At 39.1% G+C, this 16,081-nt stretch carries 12 protein-coding genes; 11 read left to right on the top strand and 1 reads right to left on the bottom strand.

Features of this window, described 5'->3' with window-relative positions:
* Window positions 1-864: 864 nt before the first annotated feature.
* From AAEY62_RS16770 to ihfA, 5 genes are all read left to right on the top strand, one after another.
* The gene (locus AAEY62_RS16770; protein WP_010554011.1) at window positions 865-1,920 is read left to right on the top strand and encodes a DUF2066 domain-containing protein; all 1,056 of its coding nucleotides are present in this window, start codon (window positions 865-867) and stop codon (window positions 1,918-1,920) included.
* A complete protein-coding gene (hda, locus tag AAEY62_RS16765; RefSeq protein ID WP_007580342.1) occupies window positions 1,920-2,630 on the top strand; it encodes a DnaA regulatory inactivator Hda in 711 nt (236 codons plus the stop codon). The genes AAEY62_RS16770 and hda overlap by 1 nt, the downstream gene beginning before the upstream one ends.
* Window positions 2,631-2,975: 345 nt before the next feature.
* Window positions 2,976-3,956, top strand: coding sequence for a phenylalanine--tRNA ligase subunit alpha (pheS, locus tag AAEY62_RS16760; RefSeq protein WP_002960692.1), 981 nt, complete (start codon window positions 2,976-2,978; stop codon window positions 3,954-3,956).
* Between the two features lie 15 nt (window positions 3,957-3,971).
* A complete protein-coding gene (gene pheT / locus AAEY62_RS16755) occupies window positions 3,972-6,359 on the top strand; it encodes a phenylalanine--tRNA ligase subunit beta (protein WP_350635439.1) in 2,388 nt (795 codons plus the stop codon).
* 2 nt (window positions 6,360-6,361) lie between these two features.
* Window positions 6,362-6,661, top strand: coding sequence for an integration host factor subunit alpha (gene ihfA / locus AAEY62_RS16750; RefSeq protein ID WP_002960690.1), 300 nt, complete (start codon window positions 6,362-6,364; stop codon window positions 6,659-6,661).
* Between the two features lie 239 nt (window positions 6,662-6,900).
* Here ihfA and AAEY62_RS16745 read toward each other — a convergent pair whose 3' ends face one another.
* Window positions 6,901-7,701, bottom strand: coding sequence for a DUF2989 domain-containing protein (locus AAEY62_RS16745; protein WP_024590545.1), 801 nt, complete (start codon window positions 7,699-7,701; stop codon window positions 6,901-6,903).
* Between the two features lie 174 nt (window positions 7,702-7,875).
* On the opposite strand from AAEY62_RS16745, the gene AAEY62_RS16740 reads away from it, so the two are divergent.
* From AAEY62_RS16740 to AAEY62_RS16715, 6 genes are all read left to right on the top strand, one after another.
* Complete coding sequence (locus AAEY62_RS16740; protein ID WP_010554014.1) at window positions 7,876-9,318, top strand: glyceraldehyde-3-phosphate dehydrogenase; 1,443 nt, start codon at window positions 7,876-7,878, stop codon at window positions 9,316-9,318.
* 183 nt (window positions 9,319-9,501) lie between these two features.
* Entirely contained in the window at window positions 9,502-10,629 is a 1,128-nt protein-coding gene (locus AAEY62_RS16735; RefSeq protein ID WP_010554015.1) for a M14 family metallopeptidase, read from the top strand.
* 376 nt (window positions 10,630-11,005) lie between these two features.
* Window positions 11,006-12,508, top strand: coding sequence for an alanine/glycine:cation symporter family protein (locus tag AAEY62_RS16730; RefSeq protein ID WP_010554016.1), 1,503 nt, complete (start codon window positions 11,006-11,008; stop codon window positions 12,506-12,508).
* A 139-nt stretch (window positions 12,509-12,647) separates the two neighbouring features.
* On the top strand, window positions 12,648-12,974 hold the full coding sequence (locus AAEY62_RS16725) for a hypothetical protein (RefSeq protein WP_007580349.1): 327 nt from the start codon (window positions 12,648-12,650) through the stop codon (window positions 12,972-12,974).
* A gap of 1 nt (window position 12,975) precedes the next feature.
* On the top strand, window positions 12,976-13,257 hold the full coding sequence (locus tag AAEY62_RS16720) for a YeaC family protein (RefSeq protein WP_007378333.1): 282 nt from the start codon (window positions 12,976-12,978) through the stop codon (window positions 13,255-13,257).
* Complete coding sequence (locus AAEY62_RS16715) at window positions 13,247-15,928, top strand: DUF349 domain-containing protein (RefSeq protein WP_350635437.1); 2,682 nt, start codon at window positions 13,247-13,249, stop codon at window positions 15,926-15,928. The genes AAEY62_RS16720 and AAEY62_RS16715 overlap by 11 nt, the downstream gene beginning before the upstream one ends.
* The last annotated feature ends 153 nt before the right edge of the window (window positions 15,929-16,081 follow it).

Raw genomic sequence — 16,081 nt, 5'->3', positions numbered from 1 at the left:
CAGTAGTGAAACGAAACAGCGCCGATGATAGTGTAGCATTTGCTATGTGAAAGTAGGACATTACCAGGCTTCAAATTAAAGAAACCCGTTACAGCAATGTGACGGGTTTTTTGCTGTCTGGGATTTAGTAAATAGCCAAGAGCCCATGCCGAGCTCAGTAGTGAAACAAAACAGCTCGAAGGCGAGCCCCGCGGAAGGCCGCCCCGACACAAAGATAGTGTAGTATTTGCTATGTGACTCTCTACCGCTGTGGGCACTACGACATTATCAGGCTTCAAATTGTAGAAAGCCCGAATCTAACGATTCGGGCTTTTTTACGTCTGCAGAAAAGTGAAATACGCACAATTAACACACTCACATCAACACACATCACGTAGGTCGGACGAGCGCAGCGACTCCCGACGCTAGAATCACAACAAAACCCCTCAATATCTCAGTCGGCCAATAAAGTAGCATTTGCTACGTGACTTTCCACCGTTGTGGGCATTACGATATTCTACTGCGTAGCGCACCGACTTCAAGTTATAGAGAGTCCTAATCGAAAGAGTCGGGCTTTTTTTACGCCAGAAGAAAGGTTAAATGCTAGCCAATAACGAACAATCTAAACCATAACATCATCAAGTACTTACATTAAATACCTTCATGATCTAACTAAACCCGAAAGGTTCGCGTTTTGAAAAGTGTAGTAAAGTTAAATGTAGGTGAATAGCGTACTACTCACTTAACTATCTTATTCATATTTAATCTTTTTTACTTTCTATAAAAGCTAATTACTTTCATTTCCTTAGATAACAAATTTAATTTTGCTTTGTTACTGTCTTTGATTTAGGATCAAATCAGTTTAAAACCAAGAACTAACAGCCTGTGTATAGATTATTAATTAGCGCCATATCCATTTTATTTTGTTTTTCTGCGTCGGCAGTTGAAGTAACTGATCTATATCAAGATATTTTAAAAGTGGATGACAAAACACGAGACACTCGATTAGCTGCGAGTCGTAAAGCTTTGCTCAATGTTTTAGTGAAAGTAAGCGGTGATGAAACTGCGGATCAAAATAAATTAGCACAGCAACGCACTAAAGATATTTCTGATTATATGCTTAAGTTTGAATATGACGAGAGAGCAAATGGACAATTGAAACTTGTTGTTAAATTTGAAGCTCGAAAGATCAATGCGTTAATCAAAGAGTTAAACTTACCTTTATGGGGAGTACAACGCCCGTTAGTCGCAATATGGTTAGGTATTGAAGACAATTGGCGCAGAGAATTAGTAACACAAGAAAGTTACCCGCAATTAGAGCAGTTAATTTATGACAAAGCAGGACGCCGTGGTCTGCCTGTCGTTGTGCCATTACTTGATTTACAAGATAGACGTTTAGTAGGTATTCCTGAGGTATGGGGTAACTTTTCTGAACCAGTAGAAGAGGCCTCTAGACGCTACAGTGCTGAGCGAAGTATTACAGCAAGAATGTATAAAGAAGCAGATAGCGAAAATTGGATTTTAGATTGGCGTTTTACTAATGATGATCAATTTGATTCAAATAGATTAACGGGCGATAAGCAGCAAATAGTGAGCCAAATGATTGATACCTTAGCTCGAGGCCTTGCAAGCGAGTACGCTATTGATCCAAATGCTTATTATGAACAAGCGGCGGCTACCTTAACTTTAAAAGGCACGCAAAGTTTTGTTGATGTTGAATTAGCAAAACAAAGATTATTGAACTTAAGCGTTGTTACGCAAGTTAAAATTGTTCGTAAAACACCAGAATTTGTAGAATTTAAACTAAACCACACTGGTAATCTAAGTGATCTTAAAAAAGGGCTAGGGTTAGACTCCTCATTTAAAGATTATGAGGATCCACGCGCTTTTTATCATGTTGTTGATAAAAATAGCTTAGAGTATCAATGGATAACGCCATAATGCTAACTTCTGAGCCGATGCAAATGGCATTACCGGTTACCTTGCCGGATGACGAAACATTTGCATCGTACTTTGGTGGGGAAGATTCGTTAGAGGTTAACCATTTAAAAGATAGCTTTTCGAAGTTAGCTAAAAAGTTTCAGTATACTTATTTATGTGGGTTAGGTGATTCGGGTAAGTCTCACCTTTTGTATGCAACCTGCATTAAAGCACAAGAGCGTGGCCTATCTAATATGCTGCTGTCTATGCGCGAAGTAATTGACTTTGGACCTATGGTATTAGACGGTTTAGAAGCACTTGATGTTCTATGTATTGATGACGTGCATTTAGTTGCAGGCAATGATGCATGGGAAAAAGCACTATTTAACTTTTTTAACCGGTTTAACGAACCCGGAAAAATGTTAGTAGTAACTGCCGATTTACTTCCTAGCATGCTTAATATCTCGCTGCCTGACTTAGAGTCTCGCTTAACGTGGGGAACAACCTTTCAAATTCGTTCTATGAGTGACGACGATAAAGCACAAGCACTTGTTAAGCGCGCTCATATGCGCGGCCTTGAATTAAGTGATGAGTGTGCACGCTTTTTACTAACCCGTTTAAGCCGTGATATGCGTGCTTTATTAGATGTACTCGACAAATTAGATCATGCATCTATGGCAGCACAGCGAAAATTAACTATTCCTTTTATAAAATCAACGTTAAAGCTGTAGTAGGTCTAGAATCTAGACCCTTCTTTCAGTTATCATAAGCTATTATCAGAGCGTGTTTACCTTTCCTGATTGGAATTTGTTTAACTTAAGAGTGCTTTAATCGTGTCGTGAGGGCTTTAGCGTAGTATTTATATGCGAAACCCGAACAACAAAGAACGTAGCCTCCGAGATAAACACTTCAAACTGCATGTGTTTGGTCTTTATTTAGCGTTATTGCATCACTTATGTAGGAAACTACAGTCCAATGCTTAACCTTATTTAATAACCAACCACGCTGTTGTAAAGCAATCTTGAAAGGCCAACACGCTCTTAAGCAATCACCTTCTGTGAAAGATCAGGTATCGAATGAACTTAGAAAATATATTAGCGCAAGCACTTGAGGCGGTAGCCAGTGCCAGTGAAATAGCGCAGTTAGAAGATATCAGGGTTAATTACCTTGGTAAAAAAGGCGAAATCACTAGCTTACTTAAAACGTTAGGTAAAATAGCACCTGAAGAACGTAAAGAAGCAGGCCAAGTTATAAACCAAGCTAAACAAGATGTACAAGCTGCTATCAACGAAAAGCGTGAATTGCTAGCAAGTAAAGCACTTGAAGAAAAACTAGCTGCTGAAACTATAGATGTAACTCTACCAGGGCGTGTTATGCCTACTGGCGGTTTACACCCAGTTACGCGCACTATTGAGCGCATAGAAAGCTTTTTTGGTGAGTTAGGTTTTGAAGTTAAATCTGGTCCAGAAATCGAAGACGATTTTCATAACTTTGATGCGCTAAATATTCCAGAGCACCATCCAGCACGTGCTGATCATGATACCTTTTATTTCAATCCTAAATTAGTACTACGTACACAAACAAGTGGCGTGCAAATTCGTACTATGGAAACTGAGCAGCCACCACTGCGCATTATTTCACCTGGACGCGTATACCGTAACGATTACGACCAAACACATACACCTATGTTCCATCAGGTTGAAGGTTTAATGGTTGATACCGATGTTAGCTTTACTGAGCTAAAAGGTATTTTGCATGATTTTTTACGTAACTTTTTTGAAGAAGATATGGAAATTCGTTTCCGTCCTTCATTCTTCCCGTTTACAGAACCTTCGGCTGAAGTAGATGTTATGGGTAAAGACGGTAAGTGGTTAGAAGTACTAGGCTGTGGCATGGTACATCCAAATGTACTTAAGTCTGTGGGCATTGACCCAGAAAAATACACCGGCTTTGCTTTTGGTATGGGTGTAGAGCGTTTAACTATGCTGCGCTATGGCGTAAACGATTTGCGTGCATTTTTCGAAAATGACTTAAAATTCCTGAACCAGTTCCGTTAAGAGTGAAACAATAAAATGAAATTTAGTGAAAAGTGGTTAAGAGAGTGGGTTAATCCTGCTATTGATACGCAAGCTCTTTCGGAACAGCTTTCAATGGCTGGTCTAGAAGTTGATGGCGTTGAGCCTGCTGCTGCCAAATTTAATGGCGTAGTTGTAGGTGAAGTTGTTGAATGTGGGCAACACCCTGATGCAGATAAACTGCGTGTTACCAAAATTAACGTAGGTGGCGATGAGCTACTTGATATCGTGTGTGGTGCACCAAATTGTCGTTTAGGTATTAAAGTTGCTGTTGCAACTGTGGGCGCTGTACTGCCTGGTGACTTTAAAATTAAAAAAGCCAAACTACGCGGCCAACCTTCAAACGGAATGCTATGTGCTTTTGTTGAGCTAGGTATTAGCGAAGAAGGCGACGGCATTATGGAATTGCCAAGCGATGCACCAGTAGGCACTGATTTACGTGATTACCTAGGTCTTGATGATAATATTATAGATGTTGATTTAACACCAAACCGTGGTGACTGCTTAGGTATAAAAGGTCTAGCACGCGAAGTAGGTGTTTTAAATAGTATTGACGTAAACGTATTAGATATTCCAGCTGTTACTCCAACAATTGATGACAAAGTATCAATTGAGCTAGTTAATGAAGGTGCATGTCCTCGTTACCTTGGTCGTGTAATAAAGGGCATTAACCTTGATGCAGAAACACCGCTTTGGATGGTTGAAAAGCTACGTCGCAGTGGCGTACGTTCAATCGATCCGGTTGTTGATGTGACTAACTATGTATTACTTGAACTTGGTCACCCAATGCACGCGTTTGATTTAAATGCGATTGAAGGTGGTATTAAAGTACGTGGTGCAAACGCAGGCGAAGAACTTGTTTTATTAGACGGTAACACCGCTAAATTAAACGACACAACACTTGTGATAGCCGATCATAACAAAGCACTTGCAATTGCAGGTATTTTTGGTGGTGAGCAATCAGGTGTTACAGATAAAACATCTGATATATTACTTGAAAGCGCATTTTTTAATCCTGTAGCAATTGCAGGGCAAGCACGTAGCTACGGTTTACACACTGATGCTTCACACCGTTATGAACGCGGTGTTGATTTTGCTCTACAACATGATGCAATGGAACGTGCAACAGCACTTCTTCTTGAGATTGTAGGTGGTCAAGCAGGCCCTGTAGTTGAAGCTGTTGCGGCTGACAAACTACCAAAAGTGACTGAAGTACGTCTTCGTCGTGCACGTTTAGACCGTGTTATTGGTCATCATATTGAAGATGCTAAAGTAACAGATATTCTTACGCGTTTAGGTCTTGATGTTAAAGTAGAAAATGAAAGCTGGAGTGCGGACGTACCAAGCTACCGTTTTGATATTCGCATCGAAGAAGATTTAATTGAAGAAGTAGCACGTGTTTACGGTTACAACAGCATTCCAAATGTTGCACCAACTGCAAAACTTAAAATGACGACACATAACGAAGCAACGATTGCACTTAGCAAGTTCCGTAATACGTTAGTGACTCGTGGTTACCAAGAAGCAATTACATACAGCTTTGTAGACCCTAAAGCACAAGCTATTTTACACCCAGAGTGTAAAGCAATGGTATTACCGCACCCTATTTCAATTGAAATGTCAGCGATGCGTGTAAGTTTAATGCCGGGTTTATTAGCGTCTGTAGCGTATAACCAAAATCGCCAACAGCCTCGCATTCGTTTATTCGAACATGGTCTTAAATTTATAAGCGACGAAAGTGCAGAAAATGGTGTTTACCAAGTACCGGTTATTGGCGGCGTTATTACGGGTCTTGTAAATGGTGAACATTGGGTTGAAGAAAAACGTAACGTTGATTTTTACGACCTAAAAGGTGATGTTGAAGCCTTACTTGCAATTACTAATGACGTTACTCGCTTTGAAATTAAAGCCGAGCAGTCAGATGGACTTCACCCTGGTCAATCAGCTGTAATATATGTTGATGGCAAAAAGGTTGGTTTTTTTGGTGCTTTACATCCTCAAGCTCAAAAGTCGTTAGATATCAACAACGCAACTTTTGTTTTTGAAATTGAAATGTCAGCAATAGAAAAAAGAAATTTACCGCAAGCAGAAGGGGTGTCTAAATTCCCTTCAAATCGCCGCGACATCGCGATTTTAGTGGCAGACAGCGTTAAATCTGGCGACATTTTAAGCGTGATCGAAAAAGTTGGCGGAAATCAATTGGTTGACCTAAACTTATTCGATGTGTATAAGGGCAAAGGTATTGAGCCAAATTATAAGAGTTTGGCGATTGCTCTAACACTGCAAGCGGTTGATAGAACACTCGAAGAGAAAGATATCAATCTAGTAGTTGATAACGTGGTGGCCGAATTGGCCGAACAGTTTAATGCATCGTTGAGGGACTAGATATGGCGCTTACTAAAGCCGACATAGCTGAACACCTATTTGAAAAGCTCGGGATCAATAAAAAAGATGCCAAAGATTTAGTTGAAGCGTTTTTTGAAGAAATCCGCTCAGCGCTAGAAAAAGGCGAGCAGGTTAAGCTCTCTGGATTTGGTAACTTTGATCTTCGAGACAAAAAAGAAAGACCAGGCCGCAACCCGAAAACAGGCGAAGATATTCCTATTTCGGCACGTCGCGTGGTGACTTTTCGACCAGGTCAAAAGCTTAAAACCCGCGTAGAAGTGGGCACAAGCAAAGCAAAATAAAAAAAGGCAGCGTAAGCTGCCTTTTTATTTGCCTGAATAACCTAGTTATTAAATTATACCAACCTGCATAAATCTTTGATCAATTTAACGAATTAAATTGCACTATAACGTCGTTAAAAATGTTTTATTTAGAACAACTAGATACAAAAATTTTTGCCTAGTTCTAGCGTAATTTCCTTAACGTTAAATAGACCCCATATATAAGCAGATTGGTATTAGGTTATTTTTGCGATTATAAATTAAAACTCTCGAGGAGATACAAAATCACCTGCCATTATTTGCTGAAATGTTTGCTCTGCAAGTACATCTAGGCTGTCTAAGCTTTTACCACTCGTTATTAATTGCTGCTCAATTTCAAACACGTCAATATTTTCAATCCCCGACATTTGCGCTACTTTAGAAAATATATATGCATGCTTAAATTTATCATGTTTATAAAAAAGACTAATAAGTGATGTATACACTTCAGGATTCGGTACGTTGTCTTTTTTATTGAGCTCTAAAGTTTTATAAAGCAAATCAATGGTTTTTTCATCGTCGAACTTAATATAGTACGATGCTAAAAAAAATTGCATTTCGGCACTTTGCGTTACACTTTTGTCATTTTCTATCGCCAATAATTTAGTCAGTGCGTTTTGGTTATTATTTCGTGACCATTGGTAGTAGAGCAAACCTGGATGGTTCGTATTTTGGGTATCTTGATATAAGCGAGTCATTTCTTTAATGCTCGTTAATTGACCGTCAATACGTGACGTTTTTTTAGCTTTTAACTTAATATGTTCAATTTTGGCAGCCACAGTTATACATTGGTTATAGGATTCAAAGTCTTTGAGTAATTGGTATTTATTTTCATCAGTAGGGTCTTTGTATTCTATGTAACGTTTGATAATTACATCAGAACGCTCATCCTTGCAGTGGCTGTCTTTGTTTAAGTCGCTACAAAAGCCAGGTGTTTCTTTGCACACTTGTGCGAGTGTCAAGGGCTCTTCACACCCTGTCAACGTTAGCAAACCCAATAGTACACTTGCTTTTTTAAGCATCCCTTAACCCCAAATGAATATCTACCTTGTTATTCTAACGCAATCATTTAATGCCTAACAGTAGAGAATAACTTCAGATTAAATTAGAATAGCCCAGCCTGAAGTGCATTACTCTCAAAATATAGTGCATTTTTAAAGGCTATCCGTTCAAAATGATAAACTTAGGTAAATAAAATGACCTCATCTCACGAGTTAGAATACACAAATAGTTGGCAAGAGCGCCAAGATTACGCAGAAAGCATGCAACCAATCATTGGTAAACTTTACCGTAATCGTGGTATCGAAATCGCTGTATATGGCCGTCCTCTCGTAAATGCCAGTACTATCGATATTATCAAATCTCACAAAACCGTTGCTCAGTTTGAAGGCACTAAATTACGTTTGCGTGAAAGCTTCCCATTTTTAGAAGCTATCAGCAAAATGGAATTAAACTCTGCACGTATTGATATTGGTAAGCTTGCATATAGTTATTTGTTCACTGAAGCTGCAAAAGGCCGCTCAGTAGAAGAATTTGTAAAAGATGAACTTGCAGAAATAGCTGACTTACCAGCGAAAGAACCACGCGATGTTGTATTGTATGGTTTTGGTCGTATTGGTCGTTTACTAGCGCGTTTATTAATTGAAAAATCAGGTCCATATTCAGATTTACGTTTGCGCGCTATTGTTGTGCGTGGCGGTAAAGAGGGTGATCTTGAAAAGCGTGCAAGCTTACTGCGTCGTGATTCAATTCACGGTCCATTCAATGGCTCAATCACTATTGATAAAGAACGTAACGCAATTAAAGCCAACGGTAGCTACATTCAGGTTATTTACGCTAACTCTCCTAGCGAAATTGATTACACTCAATACGGTATCGACAATGCATTAATTGTTGATAACACCGGTATTTGGAAAGACGAAGCGGGCCTTGGCCAGCATCTAGAGTGTAAGGGCGCTGCAAAAGTATTATTAACAGCTCCTGCAAAAGGTAATATCAAAAACATCGTATATGGTGTTAATAACAAAGATATTTTACCCGAAGATAAAATTGTTTGTGCAGCAAGCTGTACAACCAATGCAATTACACCAACGCTTAAAGCACTAAACGATAAGTTTGGTATTAATAATGGCCATGTTGAAACTGTACACTCGTACACGAACGATCAAAACCTTATTGATAACTACCACAAAGCAGAGCGCCGTGGCCGTGCCGCAGCACTTAACATGGTAATTACTGAGACAGGGGCTGCAAAAGCGGTTTCAAAAGCATTACCAGAGCTTGAAGGCAAATTAACAGGTAACGCAATCCGCGTACCTACACCTAATGTGTCGCTAGCTATTTTGAACCTTAACTTAGCAACAAGCACATCAGTTGAAGAGCTAAACGCATTTTTACGCGATACTGCACTTCATTCAGACTTACGTGACCAAATTGATTACACAGCATCAACGGAAATTGTTTCTACCGATTTAGTCGGTAGCCGTTACGCAGGTGTTGTTGATTCACAAGCAACGATTGTTGAAGATAACCGTATTGTTTTATATGTATGGTACGACAATGAGTTTGGTTACAGCTGCCAAGTAGTTCGTTGTATGCGCGATATGGCCGAAGTGTCATTCCCAAGCTTACCTCGCTAATTTATTTGCAGTGACTTAAAAGCCAGCATATTGCTGGCTTTTTTGGTCGTGTATTATTTTTAAAGCGTGTGCCTTGTGATAGGCTTTAATTAAGAAAATGCACATTCGTTTTACTATTTACAAAATAATGTCAGTTCTGTGAATTAATAAGCAGATAAACTTATTCAACCTAAAGGTTTTTTCATGAAAATCAGCAGCAATTTCGACAGTGGTAATATCAAAGTTATTGAAGCCACCGATCCTTTAAATATTCAATTAGAAATTAATAAAGATCACCAGTCTGAATTTTATCAGTGGTTTCACTTTCGTCTTGAAACAACGCCTTACCAATTGCATAAGTTAAATATTAATGAGCTTGATAAATCAGCTTACCCAGATGGTTGGGAAGGGTATCAAGCCGTTGCATCATATGACCGCCAAACATGGTTTCGTGTACCATCAAGCTATGAAAATGGCACATTAAGTTTTGAAATTGAACCAGAGTGCGGCAGCGTGTATTTTGCTTACTTTGCGCCATACAGTTACGACCGCCATTTAGATTTATTATCTTGGGCACAAAGCCAAGGTGCTTGCCAATTAATAACACTTGGTGAAACACTCGATGGCCGCGATATGAGTGTGCTTAAAATTGGTGAGCCAAGTGAAGATAAGAAAAATATCTGGATCACAGCACGTCAACATCCAGGTGAAACAATGGCGCAGTGGTATGTTGAAGGTCTACTGCACAAACTTCTTGATGACGAAGACCCACATGCAGCTGCGCTTCTATCAAAAGCAGTGTTTTACGTTGTGCCAAATATGAATCCAGATGGCAGCGCACGCGGACATCTCCGTACTAATGCTAAAGGCGTTAACTTAAACCGTGAATGGCAGACACCAAGCATGGAAAATAGCCCTGAGGTTTACCTAGTACTAAATAAAATGCGCGAAGCTGGCTTAGATATGCACTTAGATATACACGGCGATGAAGCTATTCCGTATAACTTTGTGGCAGGCAGCGAAGGCATTCCAAGTTACGATGCTCGTCTTAAAGGCCTTGAAGATAGCTTTAAAGCTGCGCTTTTAACTATTACTCCAGAGTTTCAAGATGAGCATGGCTATCCAAAAGATGAGCCCGGCCAAGCTAACCTTACGGTAGGTTCATCAGCTACTGCTGAAGAATTCAAAGCATTAACGTACACAATTGAAATGCCATTTAAAGACAACAACGATTTACCTGATCCAGACTATGGCTGGTCAGACCGTCGTTCGTATCAATTTGGTCAAGATACGTTAGCGGCAATTGTTAATGTTGTTGATAATTTAAGATAAAACGTTTATTTGAAGGGTATCAATAGTTTTGATGCCCTTTTTGCTTTTAGTAAAACCCCTTTTACAAAAAATAATAATCATATAGCAACTTCATTCCAAAACGTTTTTAACGTTTCTTCGCCGCGTATCATCACCGTATCGGTACAAATCAATCTACTTTCCTTTAAATACTGCTGATGCAGTGCCTTGCAATAGCTACGTAATTAGATATTTTGAAAATTAAGTGTTAACAAAGTTGGGGTACTTAAGTTAAGATTAATTAAATAATGAGTCGGGACGGGAGAGGTAAAACCTTATTTCGTGAAACTTATGTTGCGTAGTAGCTAAAGCAGAGTCTCGTAATTAAAAATAATAAATATAACTATAGAGGATATCCATGGAAGCTTTTGTAAGCGCTGTTAATGATGTTGTTTGGAGTAATGCACTCATCTATTTATGCCTAGGCGCAGGCTTGTTTTATTCAGTATTAACTCGATTTGCTCAAGTTAGACATTTTAAAGAAATGTGTAAGTTATTATTTAGTCCAAACACGTCTGATAAAGGTATTTCATCTTTTCAAGCCCTTGCAGTATCGTTGTCTGGACGAGTAGGCGTAGGTAATATTGCAGGTGTTGCAGCAGCTATCGGTTTTGGTGGACCAGGTGCTATTTTTTGGATGTGGGTTGTTGCTTTTCTAGGTGCAAGTACCGCATATGCAGAATCTACTTTAGGTCAAATTTATAAAACAGAAGAAAACGGGCAATATCGTGGCGGCCCAGCGTATTATTTTGACCGTTGTTTAGGGCAAAAATGGCTAGCTGTTTTATTTGCTGTTTCGGCAATTATTGCATGTGGTGTTTTTCTGCCAGGCGTACAAGCAAATGCGGTAGGTAATGCGTTTACTCAAGTGTTTGGCGATGGCAATATGGTTTCTACTAGCTTTGGTGACGTAGGTAGCTTTAAATTGGTCGCTTTGGCAATTATCCTTATTGTTTTGGCGTTTATTATTTTCGGCGGAATAAAGCGTATTGCGAACTTTACGCAAATAGTAGTGCCATTTATGGCGCTTGGTTACATAGTATTGGCACTAATCGTAGTATTTTTAAATTTAGATAAAGTGGGTGATATATTTTATTTAATTATTAGTGATGCGTTTACTGCGCAGGCCGGTTTTGGTGCTGCTATTGGTTGGGGCGTTAAACGCGGTATATATTCTAACGAAGCAGGCCAAGGTACTGGGCCTCATGCAGCAGCCGCTGCAGAAGTTGATCACCCTGCTCAACAGGGGTTAGTACAAGCTTTCTCTGTTTACGTTGATACCATCTTTGTGTGTACTGCAACAGCATTAATGATTTTAATAACGCAGCAATACAACATTGTGGGTGAGTTACCAGCAGGGCAATTTATTGTTCAAAATGTTGATGCAGCCACTGAAGTGGGTTCAGCAGCCTTTACGCAAATGGCTCTATTTAGTGTATTTGGTAGTTTTGGGCAGGCATTTGTTGGCATCGCATTGTTCTTCTTTGCTTTTACCACAATACTTGCTTATTACTTTATTGCAGAGACTAATATTGCTTATTTAAATCGTTATTTTAAAGGCAGTATTCCGCTTGTTATCGTGAAGTTTGTGATTATGTTTATGGTTGCATACGGCATGGTAAACAATTCAGGTTATATTTGGACTATTGGTGATATTGGCGTTGGCTTAATGGCCTGGATCAACATACTAGGTATTTTAGCTATTTTCTTCGTAGCTAAGCCTGCTTTGTTATGTTTGAGCGATTATGAAGAACAGAAGAAAAAAGGCGGAAAGATCATATTTGATCCAGTTAAATTAGGCATTAAAAACGCCACGTTCTGGGAAAAACGCTTAGAGAAGCAGTCAAAAGACGCAGAGTAATTAAACTTAGTGGGCAACTTAGAAAATTATCGCCCCAAAATTAGTTATTGGTTTGAATTCAAAAAAGACAACGAGAAATAAAACAAGTACAATAAAGGCGCCGAAAGGCGCTTTTTTTATGCGTAGTATGGAGAGAAGTATGGCGATTATTCGTTGCCCAAAATGTGCAAAATCAATTTCAGATAAACATAAGCAATGTCCGCATTGCGAAAGCAACATTGCAGAGCTAAACGACGAGCAAGTTTTGCAACTTCAGCGCGAACAGCGAATTAAAAAAAAGCAGATGTTTATAAATCACTCCTTTTTGGCGCTTATCTTATTTTTAGGTGGTTTTTTCTGTTTGTACTTTTTACAACCGCAAGAAAAAACGCTTCAGTGGTATGCTTATACTGCGGCTATTGGCGTAGGGTGTATTTGGTATCTTATAAACCGAATTGTTTTAGTGACTCTAAAAAAGAAAAAATGACATGAATATCGACAATCTTGTACAAAATATTACTCCCGAATTATTCGAACGCTTACAATACGGTGCATCAACTGGCAAATGGCCAGACGGTACCGTTTTATCAGACGAGCAAAAGCAACAAACAGTGCAGTTGGTTATGTTGTATCAAGCAAAAGTGGCTCAATCAAACGAGCAATTTACGATTGGTGCTAATGGTGAAATGATCCAAAAGACAAAAGCTCAACTACAAAAAGAATTTAAATCAGACAACGAAATAGCTAGGTTTAGTGAACATGATCTTTAAGCACCTTTTTACACCGAAATGGAAACACCCTAAGCAACAAGTACGTCTTGATGCTATCGAAAAATTAGACATTGAACGTGATGCAACCATATTAAACACGTTAGCACTTGAAGACAGCTCAGCTGAAATACGCCGCAAAGCACTACAAAAAGTAAACGAGTTACCACTTTGGTGGAAAGCGTATAAACAAGATCAAGCATTAAAAGATATAGCAGAGCTTCAAATATCTAATGCTGTTTTAAATAGCGAGAGTGCACTAACACCGCAAATTAAAAACGAATACATAGAGCGTTTTGCACCCGTTAAAACACTCGAAAAGTTAGCGTTTGCAGAAAAAGAACTGCAAGTACGCGTTAAATTATTAAAACGTTTAGCAAATCCAAAACTAGTAGAAAAAGCATTTAAAGAAGGTAGCGAAGAGCTACAAACTCAATTAGTTGAACTTGTTATTACCCATCAATTAATTAAGCCATTAGTAAAGCATGCAAAGGATGGTGCAAAAGCAGCACTTGAAACGCATATTGAAAATGAGCGTTTAGCAATAGAAATGCCACTGCAGGTTGAAAGTGCAACACGTGTTATTTTAGCTAAGTTAAATGCTTTACGTGAAAAAACAGATTTTGGTGTTGTAAATCCACAAGCCGGCGAATTAATGGCCCAGTGGCAAGCACTTGAGCTCAAATGGCTAAGTGATGAGCGTGTTAAGCTTCTTGACGAAAAATATATTTCGATTACCACTAAGTTAGATGCACACATTGAACAGCTAAAAGCGATACACGACAAAGAGCAGCAAAAATTAGCGCTACAACAGCGCCAATTGCTAGCGCTTGCAACTGTTGAAGCGTTAAGTGAAGAAATAGAAAACGCCTTACAGCTAGGCCTTGAAACACCAGAGCAAATTCAACAAGATTGGCTTGATGCAAAAGTAGCGCAAGCTAAGCAAGCTATTAGCGAAATAGAACTTGCTAATAATACGCAATCTAAACTGGCTGTAAGCAAGTTAGAAAAACTATTTACTCAAGTTGCTAAATTACCTGAGCTAACAACGGCTATTAAAGAGTACAAACTCGCTTTTGCAGCATTATGCGAAATTAAGCCAGCAGAAGATTTAGCGCAATACGATGCAACTCTAACTGAATTTAATAATGGTTTTAAAGCAGCGCGTAGTCATTTAAATATTTTAGATGGTGCACTGCAAAGTACTTTTAAAACACAGTTAAATACGCATAAAAAGCAATTTTTAGCACCAATGAGTGAGCTAGTTAAGCCACTTGAAAAAAACCAAAGCCAAGCAAAACGCAAAGCTCGTGATGTTAAACGCCTAATTGAAGAAGGTCGTTTTAATGTTGCCTTTGGCGTATTTAAAGGGTTTGAAGAGTTATTTAATACACTCACTGAGCAATATCAACAGCCGCTTGTAAATATAAAAGCGGAACTTGAAGCGCAACTTGCAGATGCTAAAGATTGGCAAAAATACGCTGCAGCACCAAAGCGTGAAGCTTTATTAGAAGAAGTAAGTGCATTAGTAAGTGAAGAGTGTACTGACCCACAACAACGCGCAGAGCAAGTAAAAGTGCTACGCAAGCGTTGGAATGAGTTAGGTCGTTTAGATACAGATGAAGAAAAGCAACAAGGCGTGCAGTTTGATGAAAAAATCGAGCTGTTATTTGCACCTTGTCGTAGTTACTTTGCAGAGCAAGAAGTACAACGCGAGGCCTCAAAAGCACAACGCGAAAGTATTATTAGCGACATGCACGCGCTTCATTTACAGCCTACGGCTGAGGATGACTTTGATTGGAAGCAATATGAAAGCCAATACAATCGTTTAAACAAAGCGTGGCGCAGTGTAGGTAAAGTTGATCCTAAAACATACCGTACACTAAACGATCGTTATAAAAGCGAGCAACAACAAGTACTGGCTTTATTAAACGCATTTCATAAAAGTAATGCCGTACTTAAAAATGAATTAGTAGAAAAAGCGCAGCAATTATCACAAAGCGATGATTTAGCCGCTGCGTGCCAAGAGTTGAAGCAAATGCAGCAGCAATGGCAAACAATTGGTTTTGCAGGTTTAAAAGCTGAAAATGCGTTATGGCAAAAATTTCGTCAATTTAACGATGAAACATTTACTAAACGTAGTAGTGAATTTGAGCAGCAAAAACTTGATCAAAATGAGTCAGATAAACAAGCAGTTGCAGAACTTGCTGAGCTTGAAGCAGCACTTAGCGATGTAAATCAAAGAGCACAGTTGCACGACCTAGAAACAAAAGTGAAAGGGTACACGCAATTTAGATCGTTAGCGCCAAAAGTTACTAAGCTACTAGCAGCTATTGACGATAAACTTGCATTGCTTACAAGCAAATCAGAGCAAGCTAATCTAGATGCGTTAATTACAGCACTTGAAAACAATGAAGCGTTACCAAGTCAGTATCAAGCACCGCTTAAAACAACATTAAGTAAAGAGCAACTTATTACTCGCATGGAAATACTAGCGAACGTAAGTTCAACCGATAAGTCACTTAGAATGGCAGAACAAGTAGCCATGTTAGATGACAAACATCGTGGCGAACATGCTGATTTAAACTATTATTTAAAACAGTTATTAGCGCTCAGTGCTGGTTCAGTTGAACCTGACACACTAACGCGACTTAAAGCGACACTTGCAGCTTAATACACTAGGGCGTGTTGACCTTTCGTGGTTGAATTTGCAGCAGACTGTTTGGTATTTAGGCAAGGCAGAGTCTATGTAGTGTGGTTATTCCCCATAAATAGGCGATAACGCAGCATAAATGCCAAACATGCGCTGCCCTTTGGGTTCTTTCTA

The organism is Pseudoalteromonas sp. GW168-MNA-CIBAN-0100, assembly GCF_040309225.1.
Taxonomy (GTDB): domain Bacteria; phylum Pseudomonadota; class Gammaproteobacteria; order Enterobacterales; family Alteromonadaceae; genus Pseudoalteromonas; species Pseudoalteromonas arctica.
This window is presented reverse-complemented; position numbering and strand designations above follow the sequence as displayed.

Excerpts from the sequence above, each read along its gene's own strand:
- AAEY62_RS16720 (WP_007378333.1), top strand. The coding sequence starts at position 12,976 with ATGAATATCGACAATCTTGTACAAAATATTACTCCCGAATTATTCGAA.
- ihfA (WP_002960690.1), top strand. The coding sequence starts at position 6,362 with ATGGCGCTTACTAAAGCCGACATAGCTGAACACCTATTTGAAAAGCTC.
- AAEY62_RS16715 (WP_350635437.1), top strand. The coding sequence starts at position 13,247 with ATGATCTTTAAGCACCTTTTTACACCGAAATGGAAACACCCTAAGCAA.
- AAEY62_RS16725 (WP_007580349.1), top strand. The coding sequence starts at position 12,648 with ATGGCGATTATTCGTTGCCCAAAATGTGCAAAATCAATTTCAGATAAA.
- pheS (WP_002960692.1), top strand. The coding sequence starts at position 2,976 with ATGAACTTAGAAAATATATTAGCGCAAGCACTTGAGGCGGTAGCCAGT.
- AAEY62_RS16745 (WP_024590545.1), bottom strand. The coding sequence starts at position 7,701 with ATGCTTAAAAAAGCAAGTGTACTATTGGGTTTGCTAACGTTGACAGGG.
- AAEY62_RS16740 (WP_010554014.1), top strand. The coding sequence starts at position 7,876 with ATGACCTCATCTCACGAGTTAGAATACACAAATAGTTGGCAAGAGCGC.
- hda (WP_007580342.1), top strand. The coding sequence starts at position 1,920 with ATGCTAACTTCTGAGCCGATGCAAATGGCATTACCGGTTACCTTGCCG.
- AAEY62_RS16730 (WP_010554016.1), top strand. The coding sequence starts at position 11,006 with ATGGAAGCTTTTGTAAGCGCTGTTAATGATGTTGTTTGGAGTAATGCA.
- AAEY62_RS16735 (WP_010554015.1), top strand. The coding sequence starts at position 9,502 with ATGAAAATCAGCAGCAATTTCGACAGTGGTAATATCAAAGTTATTGAA.
- pheT (WP_350635439.1), top strand. The coding sequence starts at position 3,972 with ATGAAATTTAGTGAAAAGTGGTTAAGAGAGTGGGTTAATCCTGCTATT.